Genomic DNA, 23318 nt, shown 5'->3' on the forward strand with positions numbered 1-23318 from the left:
GCAGGATGGTGACGATGGGAAGCCGCGCGGTTGACGCCCGCCCCGCAACCCCCGACAAGCATGGCCAAAGCCCGGGAGGGAAACGCGCGTGAGGGGTCCGGCGCTGGCGCTGGCCGGCATCGTCCTGTTCAGCCTGCTGGACGCGAACAGCAAGGGCCTCTCCGGCCAGTACTCGGTCGGCCAGGTGATCTTCCTGCGCTACGCCGTGCTGGTGCCGCTGTTCCTCCTGGCCCGCATGGCGCAGCCCGGCTTCGGCGGCCCGTTGCCGACCAGCCGGCCGGGGCTGCACGCCATCCGGGTCGCCGCGATGATGGTCTCGGCCGCCAGCTTCTTCCTCGGCTTCCGGCACCTGCCGCTGGCCGAGGGCTACCTGGTCTTCTTCACGGCGCCCTTCCTCACCATGGCCTTCGCCGCCCTCCTGCTGAAGGAAGCCGTGCCGCGCGCCGCCTGGGTGTGGTGCCTGGCGGGTTTCGGCGGCGTGCTGCTCTCGGTGGCGCCGAAGCTCGGGGGCGGGGCGCCCCTGGCCGGCTATGCCGCGGTGCTGGTGGGCACCCTGGCCTTCGCCGTCACCCAGACGGTGAACCGGCGCTTGCGCGGCGAACCGGGCCTGGTGGGCGTCATCCTGTGGCCCGGTCTGGTGGGGCTGCTGGTCTTCGGCCCGCTGGCCTGGCGGGACTGGGTGCCGGCCCCGCCGCTGGACCTGGCGCGGCTGGGCCTGAACGGGCTGCTGGCCGGCGGCGCGGTGGTGCTGACGGCGGCCGCCTATCGCCATGCCGATGCGGCCAGGCTGGGCCCCTATGGCTTCGCCGCGCTGCCGGTTTCGGTCGCGCTGGACCTTGCCTTCTGGGGGCGCTGGCCGGATGCCGCGACCATCGCCGGGGGCGTGGTGGTGGTCTTCGCCTGCGTGATGAGCGAGCGGGCGCGGCGGCCGGCACCGATCGGCACGGCGGCGGCACCCCTGCGTGCTGCCGCATCCCCCGGTCCTCCGGAGCATAAGGAGCCACGGCCCCGGGTGGGTCCGAAGGCCGGAAGACCGTCCGAGACCTGACGTGGCCTGTTCATGCGGGCGCATGCGCAGGCCGTCGTGCCAGGTGGCTTCGCGGCAGCGGCGAGCGTTCGGGCCCTGGCCCGCTTCCCGGATGGGCCGCAGGGGTCACGGTATGCCGGGCGGGAACCGATGCGCGCCATCGGGGCCGAGGGGCAGCGGGACCACGGCGCGCACCAGCGCCACCGGCAGCGCGCCATAGAGGTGGGGAAACAGGCCGGGGCGCCGGCCCCCGGCGGCGGGTTCCCAGCGCAGGGCCGCGCCCAGCCGCGCCGCTTCCACCGCCACCAGCAGCAGGTCCGTTTCGCCGGCGCGGTGCTTCGCCGCGCTGGCCCGGACCTGCGCCCCGGCGGAGAAATGCAGGAAGCCGTCGCGCTGGTCATCGGCGCTGCCGCGGTATTCGCCCAGGCGTTCCGCTTCCGCCCAATCGGCGGCGCGCACCATGGTGTAGATCACCTCGTCCATGCGCGGGGTGTAGCGCTGCCTGGCCGGCGGGCGAAGCCGGCATCGGCCCGCCGGTGATCCGCCCGCCGGCCGCCACGGGACGGCCTGGCGGGGTCAGGCGCCGGGTGGTTCGCGGCCGCCCGCCACCTGCTCCAGCCGGTAGAAGACCAGCCCGCCGATCTCGGCCAGCGGCACTTGGCCGATGGCCCAGCCCGGCAGCGCCTCCGCCGCGTGCCAATGCGTCGCCCCGCCGGTGTGGTCCGGCAGCGCACCGGCCACCGCCCGCTGGGCGATGCGCCGGCACATGGCCAGCGCCGCATCCTCCGCCCCCTGCGCGGCGGCCAGCAGCGCCGCCCGCCGGGGGTCGCCCAGGCGCCAGCAGCCGAACAGGAAGGGCGCCCGGCAGGCGCGGGCCAGCAGCATCGCCAGCGCCTCCCCCGGCCGTCCGCCGGGTGCGAAGCGGGCGCAATCGGCCGCATCGGCCATGGCGCGGCGGGCGCGGTTCGCCACCATCGCGGCCAGGGCCTCGATGGCGCGGACCGGGCGCTCCCCCGCCTCGGCCCGCAGGGTCAGCGCGAGAAGGTCGGCCGCGGTCACGACACGTCCTCCCCCACCACGCCCCGGCCGCGGGGGCTGCCGAAGCCGCCGCGCTTCACCTCCTCCAGCTTCTCCTCAATCCGTAGCAGGTGCTGCGACAGGCGCCGGTCCACGTCGCGGATGAGGGAGAGCGGCACATAGGCCCGCGCCACTTCCAGCTTGAACTCGGCCAGCTCGTCCCGCGTGCGGGTGACGACGTCGCTCTCGCGCTGGTCGCTGCGCTCGATACGGTCCTGCAGGTCGCGGCGCAGGCCATGGATCATGTAGAAGAGCGCGGCGACGATCGGTGCTTCGACCGCCGTGATCCACCAGGTCGTCTCGATCTGCATCTCCGCCTTGGCCTCCTTGAAGCATGGGCCCGGCGCGACCACCCTTCCGGGCGGCGTGACCGGGAACGACGAATTCCGTGACGATTTGGAACGAGCCCTATCTCGAGACCTGCTGCCGGTCGGCCCTGCACCGGCTGACGCTGGTCGGGCCCGCGGGCCGGCCGGACGGGCTGAAGGACGGCCCCTGCCTGGCCCGGCTGCGCGAGAGGGGCCTGGCCCGGCAGCGCGCGGACGGGCGCTACGAGCTGACTGGCGAGGGCACGGCGCGGCACGCGCGGGACGTGCTGAAGACCGCCGTGTGACCGCGGGGGGGGCGCGCGGCCCCCGCAACCGCCGGGGAAGTCCCGGTCGCCGGCCCCTCCTGTTCGTGGCCGGCGGGGCCGGCGCGCCCGATGGAGGCTCCGGCCCGGCCGGCGCCGCATCCTCCCCAGGGGCCCACGTGACGCAGCGCCCACGACCCTGGCAGGCGAGCCGGGGCGGTCAGGCCCGCCGGGGCGCTAGAGGCCCCGCCAGGACGGCCTGCGCGGGACGGGCGGAAGCTGCGGCAGGCGCACCGGCTCGGTCAGCAGGCAGCCGGCGACGGCGTCCAGCGCGTCGTCGCGGGCATTCGCGGCATCCGGCCGCCAGGCGGCCATCTCCGCCGCGAAGGGCGTGCGGAACACGCTTGCATGCGCGTGGAGCCGCCGCGCGGCCAGCGCCGGATCGAAGGCCGAGAGGATGCGGTCCGCCTTGCCGCGCCGGCTGGCATGTTCCACCACGGTGCAGGGCGCATTGGCGCGGGACAGTTCCCGCCGCAGCAGCGCCGGCAGGAAGCGCCCCAGCCCGTTGGTCTCCACCCGCACCACCGGCAGCAGCAGGTCCCGCATGATGGCGGCCACCGCCTGGCATTGCTGCGTCGCCGGGTCCACCGGGCTGTCCGGATCGTGGGTGATGTAGGCCAGGCGGTGGAGGTAGCTGTTGCCCTCCCCATCCACATAGGTGGCGGCGAGGACGCTGGCATCGCCGGTGCCTGGCCGGCCATAGGCCGGATCCCAGAAGGCCCCGCCCGAGAGCAGCCGGCGGCCGAGAAGCGACAGCTGCGACCGGCCATTCGCCTCGCGGTATTCTGGTTCCTCGCCGTACTGGATGATCAGGGCGGGGTCGAGGCGCAGCGCCGCTTCCGCCACCGGCTGCAGCAGCATCTGCCGCGCGAAGGCCAGGGGGCCGACCCGGTCCCGCAGCGCGGCGATACCGGGCGCCGTGAAGCGTTCCGGCCAGGCGCTGTCGCCATTCGCGTCCAGCAGCGGCAGGACGAGGCGCCGATAGCCGCGCAGATGGGCGTCCGGCTTCGTCGCGGGGGCGTAGATCGTATCGGCGCAATGCGGCGTGCCGACGAAGAGCATGGTGCCGCCCGGCACCAGGACGAACTCGCTCTCGTTCAGGCGCTCGCGCAGCTCGGCCCGCTTTGCCGGCGTGTCGCAATTGCCGGCCACCTCCACATCGTCGCAGATGATCAGGTCGGCGCGGGCGCCGGTGATGTTGCCGGAGATCCCCTGCGCCAGCATCGACGGGTCCCGCAGCACGGCGTTGCGCGCGACGGTGAAGCGGTCCATCGCCCAGTCGCCCGGCCCATCGGGGCGCAGATGCGCGCAAAGCGGGTGGCGTTCCAGGATGCGCCGCACCTGCGCCACCATCTTCACCGCCAGCGCCTGGTCGGCGGCCAGCACCAGGATGCGCGTATCGGGTGCCCGCAGCAGGCGCCAGACGCAGAACAGGCCGACCAGCGTGGACTTGCCGCAGCCGCGGAAGGCCATCAGCAGCAGCCGCGTGTCGCCGGCATCCCAGCGGGCCTGCAGCCAGCGGGCCATCCGGCGATGCGGTGCCGGCGTCGACTGCGACTGCAGGTGGTTCCAGATCCAGACCACCTCGAGAAAGTCAGCCTCCGTCTCCTTCGTCATCGGCAGCCGGCTCCTCCTTCAGGTCCAGCGCCATGGCCTTGCGGTAGTGCGCCAGGGAGTCGTCGAGATCTTTGCTGTCCACCTGACCGCCATGATCGGCGGCGATCTTCAAAAGGTGTTCGAGCTGCGCGACCACGGCCCGCGCCGCGGCATAGCGGGCGGCGAGCTGCTTCAGCGCATCGGCATCGCGGAATGCCGGATCGTCCGAAAGCAGGGCGCGGTAGTCGCGCAGCACCGGGTCGATCAGCGGCGGCAGATCGAGGTCGATCCGCGGCTTGGGCGGGCGGGCCATGCTGTCAAACTCGCGGCTTCAGGGCGCGGACCAGTACCGTCCCGGCGCTGAGGTCGATGGTAGTAGACGGATGCCGATTGGTGACCCGGGCGGTCACGGTGCCCGCGGCGCCGCTATTGGTCACCGATGCCGTCCATTCCATGAAACCACTGACCTGGCCGGCGAAGCTGGCCTGCACGAAATCGCCGTTCTGCACGTTGGGCAGGCTGACGATCTGGCTGGCATTGGCGCCGGCGACCAGGCTCGGCGGGTCGTAGGCTAGGCTCGCGGAAAACTCCCGCGTGCCCCAGGCGCGGCCGGCGCCGGCCAGCACCATCGGTGCCTCCGTCCCCGGCACGTAGAGCCGCAGCGACTTAAGGACCGAGGCGGCGTTGCCGCCGCGCACGCCGATGGCGGCGAAGGCGGCGTTCGGCGCCAGCGTCACCCGCTGCAGGCGGTTGAGCGCAAGCCCACCCACGAGGCTGTCGAGATCCGCCACCCCTTCCCACCAGAAGGACGGCGCGCCCTGCCAGGCGATGTTCATGTTGGACAGCAGCGCCGGCGCGGTGCTGTCCAGCGCGTTCTCCGCCGCGTCGAACTGCAGGACCATCGGCCGGAGGGCGCTGCCCTCGGCGGCCAGGAAGAACTCCTTGCAGATGGTGCAGTCCACCACGAAGGCCAGCGCCCGGCTGGTCGGCAGCGTCACCGTGTCGGCGTTCAGCGTCAGCAGGTTCAGCCCAGGGAAGCAGAGATTGGTCAGGGTGTTGGCCGGCACCGTGGGGTTGCCCGACAGCACCGCCAGCCCTTCGAAGCCGGTCGACGCGGCGTCCCAGCGGAAGGCGCGGGCGCGGATGTTGGAGGCCTCGGCCACCAGCCGCGGCGTGCCGAGCGCCGCCGCCGCCTGGTGCAGCGGCAGCACCGTGCCGCCGGCCCGCGTCGCGCCGGCATAGTCCACGGCGCAGCCGGTGAAGCCGTAGGTGCCGACGAAGGCCACCTCATAGACCGCGTCGTTGAAGGCGGCCGTATGGCGCGCGACGAAGGGCGAGCAGGCTTCCATCCGCACCCCGCGCGCGGTCAGGCCGCGCCCGTCCACCTCCAGCAGGAAGGGGATGGCATCCACCGTGCCGGGCGTGCCCTGCCGCTGCAGTTCGAAGCCCGGCCCGAGGAAGAGATGCGCATTGTGCAGCCGGTAGGCGCCCGGCGCGGCGGACAGCCGCACGCCGAACCGCCCGATCCCCGGATTGGTGGCGGAGGAGCAGGCGAAATGCCCGCCATGGTGCCGCAGGGAGTTCATCCAGGCGGTCGAGGTCAGCGTCCGCAGGTCCAGCGCGATGCGGTTGTCGATCAGCCGGCCGTAATGCAGGTCGCTGTCCTCCGACCCGCGCTCGTCGCCCACCACCTGCACGCCGATGGTGAAGCGTTCCGCCCGCCGCACCTCCACCCGGCTGGCGTCGATGTTGCGGATGCGGATGCCGACATCGGCCTCGTCCAGCCAGTCGCTCTGCAGCGCGCGGAACACCGACAGGCCGGCATAGACCTTGCGCTGGTTGTTGGCGCTGCCGCCATCGCCCAACGTCAGGGCGGCGGCGCCGCCCGGCCCGGCATAGAGGATGGTGCCGCGCATCAGCAGCCCCGCCGCCGCGCCGGGCAGCAGCAGCGGCTGGGTGGTGCGGAAGGTGCCCTCGCCAATCTCGAGGAATTTGCCGCTGGCGGCGGCGGCATTCATCGCCGCCTGCAGCGCCGGGCCGTCATCCGCCGTGCCGTCGCCGACCGCGCCGAAGTCGCGGGCGGACAGCCGCTCGGCCAGCTTGTCCTCCACCGTGCGCGGGATGCCGCCCGGAAAGGGAACGCTGGTCGTTCCCTCCCCGCGGTCGAAGACGGCGACGCCGCCCAGGCTGTCGAAGCCCAGCAGCTTGTTGGCCCGCACCGCCGGCAACGGCAATGAAGGCGCACCGCCGACCTCGGACGGATCGAAGCGCAGCGCGCTGCCGACCTCGTCCTTCACCTCCTGCAGCGCAGCGATCTGGTAGTCCAGCTCGTCGTTCAGGGTGCGGGCGCGCAGAACGCCATTCGCCTGGAAATCGGTCGTGCGGGCGATCGCCAGGCTGCGGCGCAGCGTCACCCGCGTGCCGGTGGCCGGGGCCGCGTCGAAGGCCACGCTGCCGCCTTCCGACTGCCCGGCGCCGGCGACCGTGTAGCCACCGACCTGCACCAGGCCGTCCAGCCGCACCTCCAGGTCGCCGGCCTCGAAGATCGGGAAGGGGTAGGTGAAGCTGGCCTGGGTGCCATCGGCCAGGTACTGCACGCGCGGCGCGATGTCGCCGATCCTGATGTGCTCGTCCATCGGGCGAACTGGCTCCTGAGGGGGGTTGGGGGGGGACACACCCCCCCTTCGGCTGCGCCGACAGGGTTGGGTGGGCGCCCACCGCGGATGCGGCGCAACCGCGATGGGGACCGATGTGGAGGCTGGCTGCGCAGCCCGCTAATCAAGCAGGTTGCGGGCGGCGAAGCCGAAGGTCCGGCTGCTCTGCAGCAGGGCGGTGAAGGTGCCGTCCGGGTTCAGCAGGCTGACCCGGCCCTGCGCCAGCCGGGCCCGCAGCGTCGCATCGTCGGCGTTCTGCGCCGCCGCCGCTTCCTGCGTCAGCCCTGCTGTCAGCGCGCCGGCGGATCCCTCATCGGGCGCGACGCCGGAAGCGGCGAGCCGCGCGCGGGTGGTGGCGATGGTCTTCGCCAGGGTCTGCTGCCGCTGCAGCGCCGCTTCCTGCTGCTGGGCGCGCAGTGCGTCCTGCCGCGCCGCCTCCTGCTGCTGGGCGATCTGGATCTGGGCGCGGTTCAGCTCGTTCTGCTGCTGCGCCTGGCGGACATTGCCGTAGATGGAGGCGCCCGCCCCGACCAGGGTGGCGAGCGAGGCGAGTGCGGCCATCAGTCGGTCATCCTCATGTCCATGGTGACGGAAAGCAGCGTCATCGGCAGCGGCGTGTCGTCCTCGATCCGCCAGAGCGGCGCCAGCGCGTCGCGCCGCCAGCCCACCGCGCGCAGCGTCACGTCGCCGGTGAAGGCCGGCGGCGCCGCGTCCAGCACCGCGGTATCGAGCCGGCGGAAGCTGACGGGCTGCGACCCGCGGCCAAGGTCGACCGACAAGGTCTGGGTTTCCAGCAGCCGGAAGGTGATGGCGACCAGCCTGATCGGCGCCGCCCGGGTGCCGATGGCGGAGGTGAGGTCGGCCGGCAGCGGCTCCACCCGATGGGTGAAGGGCAGGCCGATCTGCACGGAAGACGCAGGCGGATCGATGGTGACCGCGCCGTTGGCGACCACGGCCGAGGCCCGCGGCGCACCATCGGCCAGCACGCCGACGGTCTCGCCCGCCAAGTGGCCGAGGCCGGCCCAGGTGTCCTGCGGCGTGGCGGCGCTGCCGGTCAGCGCGGCGTCCAGCGCCAGGCCATCGTCGAAGCGCTCCAGCCGCGGCGTGCCGCGGCGCTCCACTACCGCATAGACCGCGCCCTCGATGTCGGCGAGCGAGCGGACGGCGCCATCCGTTTCCTGCCCGCACCAGGCGGTCACCTGCTCGGCACGATACAGCGTCAGCGTCGCCAGGCTGCCATCGGCCATCGCCACGTGCAGCAGCCGGCGGCGCTGGTCATAGGTCATCGCCACCGGGTCCCGCACCAGGTGCTGGGAAACTAGGGCGAGATCATTGGCCTGGTAGAGCTGCTGCAGGTCGGTATAGGTGAACTCGAAGATGCCACGCCCGCTGCGGGCGGCGAAGATCGTCGAACCGTCCACATCCACAGGCTGCACCAGCCGTGCCACCGGCGACCCGACGCGGGTCTGCCGGTTGAGCTGGATGCTGCCCGGGGTCAGCGGCGTGCCGGTGACCATCCACTCGGCACCCGACGTGAACACCTGCAGGTGCTGGCCCGAGAAGACGCCGCGGATGGCGTTCACCTGATCGGAGACCAAGCCGAACTCGATCGCCTGGTCGTCGAGGCCGGTCCCGAGGTCGAAGTTGAAGAGATCGCCGGACCGGGAGAGCCAGAGCCGGTTCGGCAGGTCGCGCGATCCGCCCAGCACCAGCCGGTCCTGGTGGAAGCAGAGCGTCACCGGCCAGCCATGCACGGGTGACAGTGCGGCCTCCTCCCAATCCGTGGTCGCCGCGGTCCCGGCCAGCGCTTCTTCCACCGTCGCGGTCGCCTGGGTGGCGCTGGCGACGGCGGTGACCAGCACGCGCTTGCCGCCGATGCGGAAGCGCACCCCGGCATGCCCCGCCTGGAAGACGGCGGCCGAGGCGGTCAGCGTGACGGTGCCCACGGTGGCGGAGGGCGTCAGCGTCACCGCCGCATCGGCGAAGCGGTAGAAGGGTTCCCGCAGGAAGGACCAGGGCGCCACCGTCCAGGCGGTGTTGCTGGTGCGGGTGACCTTCTGCGGCACCATGTCGGGGTGGCAGAGCAGCAGCGTGTCGGCGCTCTGCGTGAAGGCAAGCTGCGGCAGCATCGCCGCCGTCCAGGGCCCGGCCACCTGCGCCACCTGGCTGTCGCCGACGAAGACGCGCAGCGCGCCCGCGGTCAGGGCCAGCAGGTAGGTCTGCTCGGTATTGAACTCGAAGGCGATCAGCCGCGCCGCGCCAGGCAGCGTGGCCACGTGCCGCAGCCCGGGGCGGCGCGTCACGCCGCCGGTCGGCTGGATGACGACATTGCGCAGGGTGCGCGCGCCATTCGCATAGGCACGCAGGTCGGGCCGGCCAAGCAGCTCCGGCGCCAGCTCCCCCGCGGTGAAGCTGGTCTTCAGGATGCGGGACTGCGCCATGCTCAGCCCCGCACGGTGATCAGCGGGAAATCCTCGATCGCGCGCGGCGTCTGCTGCTGGCTGTCGATGCGGCGGGCCGCGCGGAATTCGGCCTCCGCCTGCTGCGACAGCAACTGGGCGCGGGAGGAATTCTCGGTCAGCGGAATGCAGAATTCGGCGGCCAGGCGGGCGACCAGGGCGGCGGCGAAATGCGGCGGGAAGACGCTCTCGTCCGGGCGGAAGATGTAGGTCAGCACCACCTGTTCGGCATTGCCGTGCAGCCGGTCCTCCAGGATGCGATAGGGCAGGCCGCGGCCGCGGTCCGGGTTGCCGGCGGACAGCGCGCGCAGGAAGCCGGCGGGCAGCTGGAAGGCGTAGAGGTGGTCGGCGGTCGGCGTCGCCGCAAGCCGCGGCAGCGTGGCCTGGCCGGTGGCGAAGCTCCAGGGATGCGCGGCCAGCAGCGCGTCGCGCAGGCCGGGATAGAGATTGGCCGCGACCTCGGCCTCGGCGGTCCCTTCGTCGAGCGAGGCGACCGGCTGCGCGCCGATCTTCAGCAGCGCGCGCGCGCACAGCGCGAGGGCGGAGAGGGGCATGGAGGGGGGCTCCGGAGCGGTCACGGACAGGAATGGCCCCCGCCCGGCGGGGCGGGGGCCGTCAGAGCAGATCGCCGCAGGGCGGCAAGCGCCCGGCGGTGGGACTCCGCTCCGCAGGACAGGGGCGGCGCGCTATTCCTTGCAGCGCATCCGCACGACGCCGGTGCCGTCCACCAGCACCGCGCCCTGGCTCATCATCGTGTTCACGAAGTGGGCGGCGCGGTCGCCGTGCCAGGTGATGTCGGTGGTGATCTCCTGGCCGGCGGCATGGCCGATGGCCGTCCGGTGATAGAAGTAGCAGTAGCGCAGCAGGCCGTTCTTGGTCAGGCCGCTATGCGGGATCCAGGTGGCGCCCAGCCAGCGCTTCGCCTGCGTGCCCTTCCAGGGCAGCTCGGAGTCGCCGATGTACTGGGTGTTGGCGAATTCCTGGATCGTCAGCAGCTCGCTCCACTGCTTCCAGCCAACCACGGCATAGCGCTGGCCGTCATCCGGCACGTCGGCATTGCCCAGCTGCTGGAAGGCCAGCAGGACCTTGGCGCGGGTGAGGCCGTCATTGTCGGTCTCGCCGGTGCCGGTGCCGATCGCCTCGCGCGTGCCGCTGTCCATCGCTGCGATGATCAGCTCGTCGGTCTTGCGGCCCAGGGCATAGGCGCCGGCATTGGCCGCCACCGCGCGCTCGTCGATGTTGGTCTTCAGCTCGTCCAGCCGGTCCACCCAGTCGCCGGCATAGTAGTCCTGCAGGAAGCACTCGACCGTGCTGTGGTCGATGTTCATTACCGGCACGACGCCGTTGCGCGCCTTCGCGGCCGCGGTGCCGGTGCCGACCTTGTTGAAGACGGTGGAGGCGCCGCGCACCTCGGTCTTGCTGCGCACGGTCGGGCGCAGCTTGGACCCCATGCGCTGATAGGCTTCCTGCACCTCGGCCTGGTACTGCTTGACGAAGGCCTGGTCGATCGAAGCGGACATGCCTCGGTCCTTCTGCTCGTGGCGGGGGGGGGGGCGGAAAGCGCGATGCGGCGGTTTGCCTGCGGGCAGGGCCGCCACGACGCGCGCGGCCACGCACCCGCGGGGCGGGTTGCGCGCGGCCGGCAAGGGAAGGGGGCGGACCGCGCAGCCAGGGCCTTGCGGCCGGCGCGCTGGTCCGCCCCCGAACCGGGGCGCCCTGCCGCAAGGATGCGGCCGGGCGCCCCGGGCGGCAGGGCGAGCAGCGAGGCGGGGGGAGACGCGCTCAAGCCCTGCCGGGTGGCGTCATGCCGGCCGGCAAGGATGCTGGCCGGCATGATCATGTCGGTTGGCGCGCAGCTGCCTCACCAACCCTGCGCGCGATGCCGGATGACGGCCGTCGGGGCGTCCGGCGTCCGGTGTCAGCCCGGGTTGCCGACGAGGCGGCGGAAGCCTTCCGTCACGCGCTGGATGAATTGCGGGTCGCGGCTGCGCCAGTAGCGCGGGTCGCGCATCATGGCGCGCAGCTCGCCCTCGTTCTCGGGGCCGGGCGGCGCGGCGTCGCGCGCCAGCCCGGGTTCCTGCCCGCGCATCATCTGCTCCAGCGCCATCACGCCGTCGGCCGTCGAGGCCAGGGCGGCATAGACGCCGGGCGGCAGCTTCGCCCGGCCCCAGGCGGCGAGCTGCGCGGCCATGCGCTTGAAGGCATCCTCGCCGCCATAGTGGTGCACCAGCATCTCGCGCTGGCGGTCGGCTTCGTATTGCTGCGCCGCCTCGGCGATCAGGGGCAGCAGCCGCTCCGCCGCCAGGTCGTACACGAGCTGCGCCTGGTCGTTGCTGAACTGCGCCGCGTGCAGCCGGGCATTCACCGTGGCATCGGGGCAGCAGAGCTCATGCGGCGAGGTGATGTTGTAGGCATCGGCGCTGTCCGGGATGCCCATGGCCTGGCGGAAGCGGGCCATGTCCTCCGGCGTCGTGTCCGGCCCCGGCCGGCCGCCGCGCTGGGACAGGCGCCGCTCCAGCTCCAGGTAGGATTTCAGCAGCGCGTCCACGCGCAGCGTGCCGGTGGCGGGGTCCCAGAATTTCTCCGGCACCTCGGCGGGGCGCGGCGCGGGCTTGCCCATGTCGGGCGTCGCCATCTCCTCCGGCGGCTGAAGCAGGTCCTCGGGCATGCGGGGTCACTCCCGGATGGGGTTTCAGGGGTGGGCGGGGTGGGCACGGGGCGCGATGCCGGGCCGCGCGCCGGGGACATCAGGCAGGCGGCGGACCGGCTGCGGAGGTTGCCGGCACCAGCACTTCCGCCGGCGCACCCAGGGTGCGGGCCAGCCAGCGCGTCGCCGCGGCGGCGTCGATCTGCGCCGCCGCCTGCCCGCCGAGCTGCGCCGCCGACTGCAGGAACAGCAGCGTGTTCGCCGCATCGGCGCGGCCCTGCAGGCGGGCCAGGGGGCTTTCGTAGCGCAGGGCCGCGTCGCGCCCGTCCACCAGCAGGGCGGGGATCTCGCCGCGCCGGCGCAGAATGGCGAGGCAGCGGACGACCAGCGGCGTCAGCAGCTCCGCCTGCAGGCGGCCATAGGACGCCCCGAGCAGCCGCGCGGTCTGCGCACCGCGCTCCAGCACCTCGGTCGCCGTCATCCGCGCGTCCTGCAGCGGGCCCAGGCGGTCGGCCAGCAGCGCGGCGCGGATGCGCGTCCGCAGCCCGTCCAGCACGATCTGCGAGACGTCGAAATTACCCGGCGCCGCCAGCGGCGTCAGGCCGGCGCTGCCCGGCGCCCTCGGGATAATCGCGCCCGGGACGAGCTTGACGGTGTCCGGGTTCAGCACGCCGTCATCCTCGGCCTGCCAGATCCCGGTGACGGCGATCGACGCGTTCTTGAGCACCAGCTCCACCACCTTGTTCGCGGTGCGGATGTCCGGCAGCGCCTTCTGGACGGGGCCGCGGCCATAGGTCTCGCCGGGCGCCTTCAGCCAGCGGAAGGCGATGGCCGGGCTTTCCGCGAAGCGACCCGCCGCGAGCAGCAGCGGGTCGGCGGGATCGGCCAGCAGCACGGCGTGGCGGGCGGCCCCGCGCTCCGGCCAGATCGCCTCCAGCACCGCATGCAGCGCCGGATCGTTCTCGGCGGCTGCCCGCACCATGCCATGCGGCAGGTTGGCCTTGGGAAAGCGGGCGAGGATCTGCGCCGCCGTCAGGCGCATCTGGCGGAAGATGGTGGACAGCCTTCCGTCCGCCCCTTCCTCCAGCACCGCGCTGCGGATCGGCACGGCGGTGAAGCGGAAGGCGGACGCCTCGCCGAGCGGGGCTTCCTCCGCCAGCAGCAGGCCGGTGCCGGCAACGACCAGGTCGAGGAAGGCCTGATGCATCTCGACCACGAAATTGGACCGGTCGAAATGGCCCTGCAGCACCGTCGCGGCCTCCTCCAGCGCCGCGGCCGCCGCGGGGTCGGCGGTGCCGCGGGCGGGTGAGAGGCCGAACCAGCGGGACCAGGGCGGCGTCAGCTCCGCCAGCAGGGACGCGGCGAGCTGTTCTGCGGCATCGGCCGCGGTGGCGTCGAACAGCGCCGGTCCGCCATCGGGCCGCGGCAGCACATGGTCGTAGCAGGCCTGCCAGAGCGGCTCGAGTGGGCGGCGGCGTTCCAGCGCGCGCTGGAAGCGGGCGATGAGGTCGGCGGGCTCCATGGCGTCATTCCCCCAGCAGCGACTTGCGCGGCGGCGCGACCACGGGATCCAGCACGCCGCGCGGGCTGGTGGCGATGGTGCCGGCCAGGCCGCGGCCGGCACGGGCGCGGGCCTCGGCGCGGGCCTGCTGGCCCTGGTCCTCGGGCGTCGGCGCGGCCGGCGCGGGGGCCGGCGCGGGGGCCGGAGGCGGCGGGACGACGACCGGCTTCGGGGCGCGGAACAGGCCACCCATGCGCGTCACCTCATCCTGTTCGGGAAACCGGCCCCGAAAAGCCCGCGGGCCCGCCCCTGGTGAGGGGAGCGGGCCCGCGGCAGGTCGGGGAGGGGATCGGGAGGATGCCTCAGGGCGCAACTCGCCCGTTGGCGGAACGGGTTATGAACGGGGACGCGACGACAGTCAAGACATTTTTCCTATTGCGGTCGATTTTGCGGAACAGGCCCCAGGGCGTCAGGGCGAAGGGCGCGCCCGACCCCAGGACGGCCCGGCAGAGCGCGACGCAGCTGAAGGGCATGACGGGCGGCAGCCATGACCCGCGTGGGTTTCCGGGCACGAAGGGGCCCGTCACCGCCAAGCCGGCGCGACGATAGAAGCCCGGCAGGTCGAATTGCGCCGGCACCTCCAGCCGCGCCACCACCAGCCGGCCCGAGAGGGGATCCAGCACGGTCCAGCCGGCGGCGTCCTGAAGCACGGCGAAGCAGTGGCGGAACCCGGGGCGCAGCAGGCGCAGCCAGGGCTGGTCCGCCTGGCCGCCGAAGACGATCCAGGCGCGCTGCCCGGCCTGGGCGGCGCGGCGATGCGCGGGCCGGGGTGCGGCCGCACCCGGCTGCGTCGACGGCGGCGCGCCGTCCTGACGGCCGGCCGCGGCCATGGCGGGCCGCGGCGATGCCGCCTGCCGAAGCTGGTCGCCCGGGCCTGGCCAGGGCGTTGCCGGTGCCGTGGCGGTCACGTGGCGCCGCCGGGGAAGGGAAGGATGTCCGCGCCCTCGACCGGGGGCAGCGACGGCCCGTCCACGATGCCCTTCACCCGCAGCGGCCAGTCGAGCCGCGCCATCGCTTCCCGCCACAGCCGCCAGTCGCCCTTTTCCCGCGGATAGCGCGGGTCGGGCGCCTGCTGCCGTTCGCCCCAGATGCGCATGATGCGGACATGCTGCAGGTCGATGCGCCGCTGGCGGTACAGCCGGTCAAGGCATTTCACCACGTCGTCCGGCTCGCAGGGGCGGCCGACCAGCCCGGCGCCGGAGACGATGCGGGCGCCGTCGCGCCGGGCGACGAGCGCGGCCATGGTCCAGAACCAGGCCTCGTCCGGGCTGCGGAAGGGCTCGGTCCGCTGGCGGCCCTGCGGGCCGGGGGAGAAGCTGGGGCGGGTCGCGGTCATCGGGGGGAACGTCCTCTCTCGCCGGGTTGGAACATTCCATGAACGTATGCCTCATGCGCGCGTGGCGGCAAGAGGAAAAAAGGAAAATTCACCTATTGATCTCCGAACTGATACCTAGGATGTTATGCCCATGACACGATGCTGGATGAGACGGGCCGGGGGGCCGGGCGACGCATGAGCATGACCCATGACGATATCTGGCGGGCGCTCGACGCGCTGGCGGCGGAGAATGGGCTCTCCGCCTCCGGCCTCGCGCGCAAGGCCGGGCTGGACGCGACCGCCTTCAACCCGTCGAAGCGCATCGGCTCCGATGGCCGGGCGCGCTGGCCGTCGACTGAAAGCGTGGCGAAGGTGCTGGCCGCCACCGGCGCCGGCTTCGCCGAATTCGCCGCGCTGGTCACGGGCGCGGCGGCACTGCCGCGCAGCGGCCGCGGGGGGCTGGCACGACGCATTCCCCTCATCGGCCTCGCCCAGGCGGGCGGCGAGGGCTATTTCGACGATGGCGGCTATCCCGTGGGCGGCGGCTGGGACGAGATCGCGGTGCCGGAGATCGCCGATCCGAATGCCTATGCGCTGGAAATTTCGGGCGAGAGCATGGAGCCGGTGTTCCGCGACGGCGATGTCGTCATCGTCTCACCCGGCGCGCCGGTGCGGCGCGGCGACCGCGTGGTGGTGCGGACCCAGCAGGGCGAGGTGATGGCGAAGGAGCTGAAGCGGCAGAGCGCACGGCGCATCGAGTTGCGCAGCCTCAACCCCGCGCATCCGGACTACAGCTTCGATCTGCCGGAGATCGCCTGGATGCACCGGATCGTCTGGGCGACGCAGTAGGGGCCGCACCGGCCAGCCGGCGCGGCCGGGCCGGCGCCTGCTAAGGGACCAGGGATGGAGCCGCGAGGGAGCTTTCGGGCTTCCCCCGGACGCGGCCCGGGTTCGCACGCAGGGTGCTGTGCGCGCTGCGTGGGGCCCGTCAGGACGGAAAGGACCCGCCGAGACGCGTCGCGGCCCTTTGCAGAGCCGCCCTAGGCCGCGCGGCTCCGTGCCGGTTCCGCCGCCCGCCGCAGCTCGGCGGGCAGCAGCGGCCGCAGGCTTTCCAGGTCGCGTTCCGCCCGCATGGCGAGGTAGCAGGGCGCCCCTTCCTGGCGCAGCGCGACGGCGTGCAGGCCGATATCGGCATAGACGCGCAGATAGTCCTGCCCGACGCGCCAGAAGGCCGGATCGACCCCCGCCCGCTCGCACAGGTCGCGGAAGCGCCAGATGGCGGAGATGGCATCCCGCCGCTCGCCGGCCGGGTCGCCCAGCGCCAGCCACACGCCGTCGCGCCTCAGGAAGGCGAAGCCGGCCTTCTCCCCCTCCCCGAGCACCGCGCCATCGGCTTCGGCCGGCGCCATGGCGCCGAGCGCGGCCAGCCGCGCCCGCGTCCCGGCATCCCAGTCCAGCGGCCGGAACCGCGCCGGCCGCAGCAGCCGCACCATGCCGATCAGCAGCAGCACGCCGGTCAACCCGACGGTGAAGCGCAGGCTGTCCGGCGCGATCTCGGAGAACACCACCTCCCACCAGGACGCATCGGACACCCGGCCGCCATAGGCGACCAGCGCCAGGGTGATGCCGCAGAGCGCGACGGCCAGCAGCGGCACGAGCGCCTGGGGCGACAGGGGTTCGCGGACCAACCGGCTGTCGCGGTAGAAGGCGCCGCGCAGCGCCGCCACCAGGCCTGCCAGCAACAGGAAGGCGGCCCAGAGCCACCAGGCCTCCCCCCGCACCCAGGCGATGGCGGCGCCGTTCAGCAGCAGGAACAGCGTCAGCGCCCAGGCCATGGTCAGCCGGCGCAGCAGCCCATAAGCCATGACCAGAAGCAGCGAGCCGACGACGGACGCGGCGAAATGGGAGGCGAGGGCGGCCATGTGCCCGGCCCATTCCTCGATGATCGTCCCGCGGATCGGCAGTGCGCCGAGGAAGATCAGCAGCGCGCCGGCGAGCGCGACGAGGGAGGCGATGGCCGGCACCTCCAGCGTCTCGCTGCCGCGGCCCAGCGCCGTGACGCGGTCGAGGATGGCGCGGCGCTGCCCCAGTTCGAACCCCACGAAGAGCGCGCCGGAGATGAACAGCGGCACGATGTAGTAGTAAAGCCGGAAGACCAGCAGCGCGCCGATGACCTCGGGCGCAGGCATGTAGGGCTGCAACCCGATGAGGATGGCGCCGTCGAAGACGCCCAGGCCGCCCGGGACATGCGCCGCGATGCCGGCGGTGTAGGAGGCGAGATAGATCCCGAGGAAGCGGAGGAAGGTCAGCCCCTCGGCGGCCGGCAGCAGGGTGTAGAAGATCGCCGCCGTCACCGCGACGTCCACGGTGGCCAGCGCGGTCTGCATCAGCGCCATGCGCGGCCCCGGCAGGTCCAGCTGGTGGCCGAAGACGCGGATATGCTGCTTGAAGCGGCTTAGGACGATGTAGGTGCCGACGATGCCCCAGAGCGGCAGGGCACAGGCCTGCAGGACCCAACGCGGGACATGGCTGCCGAACCAGGGCACCACCTCCGGCTCGAACACCAGGACGAGCCCGCCCAGCGCCATGCCGCCCAGGCCGAAGGTCAGGCTGGTGAAGCCGACCACCTTGGCGATCTCCAGCGGCGTCAGCCCCCAGGCGGAGTACAGCCGGTAGCGCACCGCGGCACCCGAGACGGCGGCGAAGCCCAGGTTGTGCGCCAGCGAATAGCCGCAGAAGGAGGCGAGGAAGCTCTTCGGCCAGGACACCGGCCGCCCGGCATAGATGGAGCCGAGCTTGTCGTAGATGGCGAGCACGAGATAGGCGAGCACGGTCCAGCCGGCCGCCAGCCAAAGCGCGACCGGCGGGATGGCGTCCATGGCCTTGCGGATGTCGGCGACCGAGAGATCGCGGAACTCCTTCTGGACGACGTAGATGGCGCCGGCGAGCAGCGCCACGCCGAAGACCGCTGGGCCGTTCCGGCGCAACCAGGCGAAGCGGCCGGTCATCGCCCGCGCGCATCCCTGGCCGGCCGCGGGGGCTGGGTGGCCGGTCCAGCCCTCACGCCGCGTCGGCCCGGCGTGCCAGCGCGGTCTCGATCAGGCCTATGGTCCCGGCGATGCCGTAGAGCGCGACGAAGCCGCCGAAGCGCGGCCCTTCCTTCTGGCCGAGCAGCACCTGGTACAGGCACCCGAACCAGTCGCGGAGATTGGCGAAATCATGCCGCTTGCCGACCTCGTAGAGCAGGTTCTGGATCGCCTCGGCATCGCTGTCCGCCGGCAGCGCCCGCAGCACCTGCAGCAGGTCCTCCAGCGCGGCGCGCTCGGTCGCGCTCGGCAGGCGGTGCACCTTCTCCGGCGCGACGAAGTCCCGGTAATAGGCCACGGCGCAATCCGCCAGCCGCGCCAGCATCGGGTGGCTGTCCGGCGTCACGCCGGGCGCGTAGCGGCGGATGAAGCCCCAGAGGATGGCGGCATCATCCGCATTCACCACGCTGGCGAGGTTCAGCAGCATGGCGAAGGAAATGGGCGAGCCCGGGTCGTTGCTGCCGCCATTGTGGATGTGGAAGGCGGGGTTCGCCGGGTCCGGCTGCGCCTTCAGCTTCTCCAGGTTAGCCAGGTATTCGTCCACCGCGCGCGGAATGGAATCGAAATAGAGCCGCTTCGCCCGCTGCGGCGCCTGATACATGAATTGCCCCAGGCTCTCATTGGGCGCGTAGCGCAGCCATTCCTCGATGGTCAGGCCGTTGCCCTTGGACTTGCTGATCTTCTGCCCGTGCTCGTCCAGGAACAGCTCGTAGGTGAAGCCGACTGGCGGCGTCCCGCCAAGGATGCGGCAGATGGCGCCGGACAGGCGCACCGAATCGATCAGATCCTTGCCCGACATCTCGTAGTCGACACCCAGCGCATACCAGCGCAACGCCCAGTCGGCCTTCCACTGCGCCTTGCAGCCGCCGCCGGTGATGCGCGTCCCCTGCCGCGTCCCGGTGTCGGGATCGATCCAGACCAGCAGGTCGTCCTGCGGTCGCACTTCCTCCATTGGCACCTGCATCACCACGCCCGTCTCCGGATGGATGGGCAGGAAAGGCGAATAGGTGGCCCTTCGTTCCGGACCGAGGGTGGGGAGGATGACGTTCCTCACGGCCTCGTGCCGTTCCGCCATGCGCAGCAGCGCCGCATCGAACCGGCCGGACCGGTAGTAGTGGGTGGAGGAGGCGAACTCGTACTCGAAACCGAAGGCGTCCAGGAAGGCCTGCAGCCGGGCGTTGTTATGCGCCCCGAAGCTGGGATGGGTGCCGAAGGGGTCGGGGATGGCGGTCAGCGGCCGGCCGAGATGCTTCGCCAGCATCTCCTTCTCCGGCACGTTGTCCGGGACCTTCCGCAGCCCGTCCATGTCGTCCGAGAAGGCGATCAGCCGGGCAGGCCGCCCGGTCAGCCGCTGATAGGCGCGCATGACCCAGGTGGTCCGCGCCACTTCCCCGAAAGTGCCGATATGGGGCAGGCCGGAAGGCCCATACCCGGTTTCGAACAGGGCGGCCCGATCCCCCTCGGCCGGTTTCGGCGCCGCGTCCAGGCGGTCGGCGACCTTGGCGGCCTCCTCGAAGGGCCAGGCCTTGACGGAGCGAAGGGAGGGATCGGCGGTCATCCGGGGCAGATGGCAGGGGGCGGCGGCGGGGTCAACGCGCGAAGCCGCCCCGGGGTCGCGTGGCCCCGGCCAAGGCGGCAGGCCTCCCTCCGCCCCGGATATCCGGGGCGGCCTGGCGCTCGCGACCGGTCAGGCCGGCGCCCCCGCCCCTGGTCCAGGCAGGCTACTGGTCTCCCCCCTGTTGCAGCCGCCCGTCGCAGAACGCAGCACGAACGCCGTGCGCCACGCACCCCTTCTCCCACAATCAGGACTCGGCGGGATTGCATGCGGGCCGCAGTCCATGATCGCCCGGTGTTGCCGGCCGCCGCGTTGGCCCGCCCATTTCGGCTTGCCGCGCCGCTGCCGCTGGCCGACGCTCCTCCCCCTAACGGCCGGGGACCGGGCATGGGCTGGATCGAGACATCCTACATGGGCCGCAAGGGCGTGGCACGAGGCCGGCGCGGCCGCACCCATGCGCTGACCGAGGCGGTGCAGGGCCAATACCGCTATGTCTACGGTCCCTATGCCGACCCGGTGCTGCGCATCGTCCCCGGCGATGTCGTGGCGGCCGAGACGCATGACGCCTTCGAGGGCAAGATCAAGGCGGAGACCGACAGCCCCTCCGCTTTGTTGCGCATGCCCTTCCTGAACCCGCAGAACGGCCCGATCGCGGTCGAGGGGGCGGAGAAGGGCGATGTGCTCTGCGTCCATATCCTCTCGATCGAGCCGCGCGGGCCGCAGCCGGTCGGCACCACCGCGCTGATCCCCGAATTCGGCGGCCTGGTGGCGACGCCGGCGACGGCCATGCTGAACAAGCCGCTGCCCGAGCGGGTCAAGAAGATGGAGGTGACGACGTCGGGCGTGAAATTCAGCGACCGCGTGACGCTGCCCTACGAGCCCTTCATCGGCACGCTGGGCGTCAGCCCGGAGATCGAGGCCGTTTCCTCCCTGCAGCCGGACTACTGGGGCGGCAACATGGACCTGCCGGACGTGGCACCGGGCGCGGTGGTGTATTTCCCGGTCCACCACAAGGATGCCTATCTCTATCTGGGCGACTGCCATGCGCGACAGGGCGATGGCGAGTTGTGCGGCGTGGCGGTGGAGATGCCGGCGGTGGCCACGGTGCAGGTCGACCTGATCAAGGGCTGGTCGATCCCCGGCGTGCGGCTGGAGAACGAGGCCTTCATCATGTCCGTCGGCAGCGCCCGCCCGATGGAGGATGCCGCGCGCATGGCCTATCGCGACCTGATCCGCTGGATGGTGGAGGATTTCGGCTTCGAGGAGGGGGAGGCCTATTTCCTCTGCACCCAGGCCGGGAAGATGCGCGTCGGCAACATGGTCGACCCGAAATACACGCTCGGGGCTTCGATCCTGAAGGCCTACATCGCCTGACCAAGAGGGGGAGAGCATGGACCTGGGACTGAAGGGGCTGCGCGCCATCGTCACCGGCGGTAGCAAGGGCATCGGCCGGCGCTGCGCCGAGCTCTTTGCCGAGGAAGGCGCGCATGTCGCGATCTGCGCCCGCAACGCCGCCGAGGTGGAGGCGACCGTTGCCGGCCTGAGCACCAGGGGCGTGACCGCCCTCGGCCAAGCCGTGGACGTGGCGGACAAATCGGCGCTCGAGGGCTGGGTCGCCGCCTCCGCCGCGGCGCTGGGCGGCATCGACATCGTCGTCGCCAATGTCTCCGCCCTCGCGGTCGCCGACGACGAGGCTGCCTGGAAGGCGGGCTTCGAGACGGACATGATGCACACGGTGCGCGTGGTGAATGCCGCCATGCCGCATCTGGAGGCGTCGAAGGCCGGGTCGATCGTCGCGGTCAGCAGCGTCTCCGGCCGCGAGATCGACTTCACCGGCCCGGCCTATGGCGCCTTCAAGGCGGCGCTGGTGCATTACGCCCAGGGGCTGGCCTATCGCCTGGCCGGCAAGGGCATCCGCGCCAACAGCGTCTCCCCCGGCAATACCTATTTCGAGGGTGGGATCTGGCAGTGGATCGAGACCAACAATGCCGCGCTGTTCCAGGAGGCGCTGGCCCTCAACCCAACCGGCCGCATGGCGAAGCCGGAGGAGATCGCGCGCGGCGTGGTCTTCCTGGCCAGCCCCGCATCCAGCTTCACCACCGGCACGAACCTGGTCATCGACGGCGCGCTGACCCGCGGCGTGCAGCTGTGACCCGACGGGCGCCGCGGCCCCGCTGACCACGTGGGGCGGGCCGGCATCGCGCTCCCCGGCATGATCCTGCCCGGCATGGCGCTTGCACGCCCCGAACCGGCGCACCTGTGACGGGCGCGCGCACCGAGGGCAAGCGCATGGCCAAGCGCCGGATGCATCTGGGCTTCGATTTTTCCTACTCCCACATGGGCGGGCGCTGGCGGATGCCCGGCGCCTGGCCCGGCCACACCTTCCCGGACGTGGCGATGTTCGAGGAGATGGCCCGCATCGCCGAGCGCGGGCTGCTGGACATCGTCTTCTCCGGCGACGGCACCGGCGTGCCGGACACCTGGCGCGGGTCCCGCGACGCGGCGGTGGAATGGGGCATGAACTGGCCGCGCCAGGACCTGACGCCCTATGCCGTCGCCATGGCCCGCGTGACGAAGCATGTCGGCTACGGCCTGACCTTCTCCTCGACCTTCCTGCACCCCTACTACTGCGCGCGGCTGCTGAACTCGCTGGACCACATCACCGGCGGGCGCATCGCGATGAACCTGGTGGCCTCCACGCGGCTGTCCGACCATGCCAATTACGGCCATGACGAGCTGCCGGACCACAATGCCCGCTACGACCGGATGGAGGAGTTCACCGATGTCCTCCGCCTGCTCTGGGACAGCGTGGACCCGGACGCGATGCTGTGGGACCGCGCGACCGGCCGCGTCGGCGACCCGGCGAAGCTGCGGGACGTGCGGCATGCCGGCCGCTTCTTCAAGGTCACCGGCCCGCTGAACACGCCGCCTTCGCCGCAGGGGCGGCCGGTGCTGATCCAGGCCGGCGGCTCGCCGCGCGGCATCCGCGCCTCCGCCCATGTGGCGGACCATGTCTTCGGCGGCGACATGGATCTCTCGCTGCAAGTGCGGCAGCGCGCGGCGCTGGACGAGGCGCTGCGGGCGATCGGCCGCGACCCGGAGCAGGTGGGCATCCTCTGGCAGACGCCCATCGTGGTGGCGGAGACCGAGCGGGAGGCGCTGGCGCGGCGCGACCTGCTGCTCACCTCCATCCCGCCCGAGGCGGTGGGGGCTTATCTCTCCTACAATGCGGGCTACGACTTCTCCACGCTGCCGGCGCGTTTCACCTTGCAGGAACTGCATGCCGAGATCATCGCCGGCCAGGCCTCCCCCATGGGATTTCTGAAGGAGCTGTCGGTGCGGCTGGGCGAGGATGCCGAGCTGACGCGGGAGGAGTTCTTCGAGCACGGCCTGCGGGAGGCGACAGTGTATGACCGCACCCTCGCGGGATCGCCGGCGCAGCTGGCCGACCGGCTGGAGGAGCTGTTCGAGGCGACGGGCTCCCGCGGCGGCTTCATGCTGGGCCACACGGTCGCCATGCCGCCGGACCTAGTCGGCATTGCCGACCTGCTGGTGCCGGAGTTGCAGCGCCGCGGCCGGTTCCGCCGGGAGTACCGGTACCACACGCTGAAGGAGAACCTGGCCGATAGTTGACGCCACATTGGCGAGAACTGCATTTCTGACAGCACTCGACGGTTGTGTCCTGGCTTATCGTCCGAGTTTTCGGTCCG

At 72.2% G+C, this 23318-nt stretch carries 23 protein-coding genes; 6 read left to right on the plus strand and 17 right to left on the minus strand.

Annotation, left to right across the window (positions count from 1 at the left end):
• Positions 1-88 precede the first annotated feature (88 nt).
• A complete protein-coding gene (locus E2C05_RS00100; protein WP_133217546.1) occupies positions 89-1048 on the plus strand; it encodes a DMT family transporter in 960 nt (319 codons plus the stop codon).
• 105 nt (positions 1049-1153) lie between these two features.
• Here E2C05_RS00100 and E2C05_RS00105 read toward each other — a convergent pair whose 3' ends face one another.
• The 3 genes from E2C05_RS00105 to E2C05_RS00115 all read right to left on the minus strand — a co-directional run bounded on the left by E2C05_RS00105 (position 1154) and on the right by E2C05_RS00115 (position 2415).
• Positions 1154-1510, minus strand: a complete 357-nt coding sequence (locus E2C05_RS00105; RefSeq protein WP_133217547.1) for a DUF952 domain-containing protein — start codon at positions 1508-1510, stop codon at positions 1154-1156.
• Between the two features lie 93 nt (positions 1511-1603).
• Positions 1604-2086, minus strand: a complete 483-nt coding sequence (locus tag E2C05_RS00110) for a cell wall hydrolase (RefSeq protein WP_240046493.1) — start codon at positions 2084-2086, stop codon at positions 1604-1606.
• Positions 2083-2415, minus strand: a complete 333-nt coding sequence (locus E2C05_RS00115; protein ID WP_133217548.1) for a hypothetical protein — start codon at positions 2413-2415, stop codon at positions 2083-2085. Before E2C05_RS00115 ends, E2C05_RS00110 begins: the two co-directional genes overlap by 4 nt.
• An 83-nt stretch (positions 2416-2498) precedes the next feature.
• On the opposite strand from E2C05_RS00115, the gene E2C05_RS00120 reads away from it, so the two are divergent.
• Positions 2499-2717, plus strand: a complete 219-nt coding sequence (locus E2C05_RS00120; RefSeq protein ID WP_133217686.1) for a hypothetical protein — start codon at positions 2499-2501, stop codon at positions 2715-2717.
• Positions 2718-2912: 195 nt separating this feature from the next.
• On the opposite strand, the gene terL is transcribed toward E2C05_RS00120, so the two are convergent.
• From terL to E2C05_RS00175, 12 genes are all read right to left on the minus strand, one after another.
• Complete coding sequence (terL, locus tag E2C05_RS00125) at positions 2913-4352, minus strand: phage terminase large subunit (RefSeq protein WP_133217549.1); 1440 nt, start codon at positions 4350-4352, stop codon at positions 2913-2915.
• The gene (locus E2C05_RS00130; protein ID WP_133217550.1) at positions 4330-4644 is read right to left on the minus strand and encodes a hypothetical protein; all 315 of its coding nucleotides are present in this window, start codon (positions 4642-4644) and stop codon (positions 4330-4332) included. Before E2C05_RS00130 ends, terL begins: the two co-directional genes overlap by 23 nt.
• 4 nt (positions 4645-4648) lie before the next feature.
• Positions 4649-6967: a glycosyl hydrolase family 28-related protein gene (locus E2C05_RS00135; RefSeq protein WP_133217551.1), complete on the minus strand. Its 2319-nt coding sequence runs from the start codon at positions 6965-6967 to the stop codon at positions 4649-4651.
• Positions 6968-7105: 138 nt separating this feature from the next.
• The gene (locus E2C05_RS00140; protein ID WP_133217552.1) at positions 7106-7546 is read right to left on the minus strand and encodes a hypothetical protein; all 441 of its coding nucleotides are present in this window, start codon (positions 7544-7546) and stop codon (positions 7106-7108) included.
• The gene (locus tag E2C05_RS00145; protein WP_133217553.1) at positions 7546-9426 is read right to left on the minus strand and encodes a hypothetical protein; all 1881 of its coding nucleotides are present in this window, start codon (positions 9424-9426) and stop codon (positions 7546-7548) included. Before E2C05_RS00145 ends, E2C05_RS00140 begins: the two co-directional genes overlap by 1 nt.
• Before the next feature lie 2 nt (positions 9427-9428).
• On the minus strand, positions 9429-9998 hold the full coding sequence (locus tag E2C05_RS00150) for a hypothetical protein (RefSeq protein ID WP_133217554.1): 570 nt from the start codon (positions 9996-9998) through the stop codon (positions 9429-9431).
• Positions 9999-10130: 132 nt separating this feature from the next.
• On the minus strand, positions 10131-10964 hold the full coding sequence (locus tag E2C05_RS00155; RefSeq protein ID WP_133217555.1) for a phage capsid protein: 834 nt from the start codon (positions 10962-10964) through the stop codon (positions 10131-10133).
• Positions 10965-11362: 398 nt separating this feature from the next.
• The gene (locus E2C05_RS00160; protein ID WP_240046494.1) at positions 11363-12112 is read right to left on the minus strand and encodes a capsid assembly protein; all 750 of its coding nucleotides are present in this window, start codon (positions 12110-12112) and stop codon (positions 11363-11365) included.
• Between the two features lie 79 nt (positions 12113-12191).
• Positions 12192-13613, minus strand: a complete 1422-nt coding sequence (locus E2C05_RS00165; protein WP_133217688.1) for a portal protein — start codon at positions 13611-13613, stop codon at positions 12192-12194.
• A 4-nt stretch (positions 13614-13617) separates the two neighbouring features.
• The gene (locus E2C05_RS33985; RefSeq protein WP_192912401.1) at positions 13618-13845 is read right to left on the minus strand and encodes a hypothetical protein; all 228 of its coding nucleotides are present in this window, start codon (positions 13843-13845) and stop codon (positions 13618-13620) included.
• A gap of 109 nt (positions 13846-13954) precedes the next feature.
• Positions 13955-14482 (minus strand): hypothetical protein, encoded by a 528-nt coding sequence (locus E2C05_RS00170; RefSeq protein ID WP_192912398.1) that lies wholly within the window; start codon positions 14480-14482, stop codon positions 13955-13957.
• 74 nt (positions 14483-14556) lie between these two features.
• On the minus strand, positions 14557-14988 hold the full coding sequence (locus E2C05_RS00175; protein ID WP_133217556.1) for a hypothetical protein: 432 nt from the start codon (positions 14986-14988) through the stop codon (positions 14557-14559).
• A gap of 180 nt (positions 14989-15168) precedes the next feature.
• Here E2C05_RS00175 and E2C05_RS00180 point away from each other — a divergent pair, with 180 nt between their 5' ends.
• Complete coding sequence (locus tag E2C05_RS00180; protein WP_133217689.1) at positions 15169-15816, plus strand: S24 family peptidase; 648 nt, start codon at positions 15169-15171, stop codon at positions 15814-15816.
• Positions 15817-16007: 191 nt separating this feature from the next.
• Here the strand turns inward: E2C05_RS00180 and E2C05_RS00185 are convergent, their stop codons facing one another.
• Both E2C05_RS00185 and E2C05_RS00190 read right to left on the minus strand, forming a co-directional pair.
• Positions 16008-17975, minus strand: coding sequence for a lysylphosphatidylglycerol synthase domain-containing protein (locus E2C05_RS00185; protein WP_133217557.1), 1968 nt, complete (start codon positions 17973-17975; stop codon positions 16008-16010).
• A 52-nt stretch (positions 17976-18027) separates the two neighbouring features.
• Positions 18028-19611, minus strand: a complete 1584-nt coding sequence (locus tag E2C05_RS00190; RefSeq protein ID WP_133217558.1) for a lysine--tRNA ligase — start codon at positions 19609-19611, stop codon at positions 18028-18030.
• 384 nt (positions 19612-19995) lie between these two features.
• On the opposite strand from E2C05_RS00190, the gene E2C05_RS00195 reads away from it, so the two are divergent.
• From E2C05_RS00195 to E2C05_RS00205, 3 genes are all read left to right on the plus strand, one after another.
• Positions 19996-20982: an acetamidase/formamidase family protein gene (locus E2C05_RS00195; RefSeq protein ID WP_133217559.1), complete on the plus strand. Its 987-nt coding sequence runs from the start codon at positions 19996-19998 to the stop codon at positions 20980-20982.
• 16 nt (positions 20983-20998) lie between these two features.
• Positions 20999-21760, plus strand: a complete 762-nt coding sequence (locus E2C05_RS00200) for an SDR family NAD(P)-dependent oxidoreductase (RefSeq protein WP_133217560.1) — start codon at positions 20999-21001, stop codon at positions 21758-21760.
• A gap of 137 nt (positions 21761-21897) precedes the next feature.
• The gene (locus E2C05_RS00205) at positions 21898-23241 is read left to right on the plus strand and encodes an NtaA/DmoA family FMN-dependent monooxygenase (RefSeq protein ID WP_133217561.1); all 1344 of its coding nucleotides are present in this window, start codon (positions 21898-21900) and stop codon (positions 23239-23241) included.
• Positions 23242-23318 lie beyond the last annotated feature (77 nt).

This window comes from Paracraurococcus ruber (assembly GCF_004353985.1).
GTDB lineage: Bacteria > Pseudomonadota > Alphaproteobacteria > Acetobacterales > Acetobacteraceae > Paracraurococcus > Paracraurococcus ruber.

What these genes read in the sequence shown, in the direction of transcription:
- E2C05_RS00105 (WP_133217547.1), bottom strand. Translation starts at nt 1,510, where the DNA reads ATGGACGAGGTGATCTACACCATGGTGCGCGCCGCCGATTGGGCGGAA.
- E2C05_RS00115 (WP_133217548.1), bottom strand. Translation starts at nt 2,415, where the DNA reads ATGCAGATCGAGACGACCTGGTGGATCACGGCGGTCGAAGCACCGATC.
- terL (WP_133217549.1), bottom strand. Translation starts at nt 4,352, where the DNA reads ATGACGAAGGAGACGGAGGCTGACTTTCTCGAGGTGGTCTGGATCTGG.
- E2C05_RS00130 (WP_133217550.1), bottom strand. Translation starts at nt 4,644, where the DNA reads ATGGCCCGCCCGCCCAAGCCGCGGATCGACCTCGATCTGCCGCCGCTG.
- E2C05_RS00135 (WP_133217551.1), bottom strand. Translation starts at nt 6,967, where the DNA reads ATGGACGAGCACATCAGGATCGGCGACATCGCGCCGCGCGTGCAGTAC.
- E2C05_RS00140 (WP_133217552.1), bottom strand. Translation starts at nt 7,546, where the DNA reads ATGGCCGCACTCGCCTCGCTCGCCACCCTGGTCGGGGCGGGCGCCTCC.
- E2C05_RS00145 (WP_133217553.1), bottom strand. Translation starts at nt 9,426, where the DNA reads ATGGCGCAGTCCCGCATCCTGAAGACCAGCTTCACCGCGGGGGAGCTG.
- E2C05_RS00150 (WP_133217554.1), bottom strand. Translation starts at nt 9,998, where the DNA reads ATGCCCCTCTCCGCCCTCGCGCTGTGCGCGCGCGCGCTGCTGAAGATC.
- E2C05_RS00155 (WP_133217555.1), bottom strand. Translation starts at nt 10,964, where the DNA reads ATGTCCGCTTCGATCGACCAGGCCTTCGTCAAGCAGTACCAGGCCGAG.
- E2C05_RS00160 (WP_240046494.1), bottom strand. Translation starts at nt 12,112, where the DNA reads ATGCCCGAGGACCTGCTTCAGCCGCCGGAGGAGATGGCGACGCCCGAC.
- E2C05_RS00165 (WP_133217688.1), bottom strand. Translation starts at nt 13,613, where the DNA reads ATGGAGCCCGCCGACCTCATCGCCCGCTTCCAGCGCGCGCTGGAACGC.
- E2C05_RS33985 (WP_192912401.1), bottom strand. Translation starts at nt 13,845, where the DNA reads ATGGGTGGCCTGTTCCGCGCCCCGAAGCCGGTCGTCGTCCCGCCGCCT.
- E2C05_RS00170 (WP_192912398.1), bottom strand. Translation starts at nt 14,482, where the DNA reads ATGGCCGCGGCCGGCCGTCAGGACGGCGCGCCGCCGTCGACGCAGCCG.
- E2C05_RS00175 (WP_133217556.1), bottom strand. Translation starts at nt 14,988, where the DNA reads ATGACCGCGACCCGCCCCAGCTTCTCCCCCGGCCCGCAGGGCCGCCAG.
- E2C05_RS00180 (WP_133217689.1), top strand. Translation starts at nt 15,169, where the DNA reads ATGACCCATGACGATATCTGGCGGGCGCTCGACGCGCTGGCGGCGGAG.
- E2C05_RS00185 (WP_133217557.1), bottom strand. Translation starts at nt 17,975, where the DNA reads ATGACCGGCCGCTTCGCCTGGTTGCGCCGGAACGGCCCAGCGGTCTTC.
- E2C05_RS00190 (WP_133217558.1), bottom strand. Translation starts at nt 19,611, where the DNA reads ATGACCGCCGATCCCTCCCTTCGCTCCGTCAAGGCCTGGCCCTTCGAG.
- E2C05_RS00195 (WP_133217559.1), top strand. Translation starts at nt 19,996, where the DNA reads ATGGGCTGGATCGAGACATCCTACATGGGCCGCAAGGGCGTGGCACGA.
- E2C05_RS00200 (WP_133217560.1), top strand. Translation starts at nt 20,999, where the DNA reads ATGGACCTGGGACTGAAGGGGCTGCGCGCCATCGTCACCGGCGGTAGC.
- E2C05_RS00205 (WP_133217561.1), top strand. Translation starts at nt 21,898, where the DNA reads ATGGCCAAGCGCCGGATGCATCTGGGCTTCGATTTTTCCTACTCCCAC.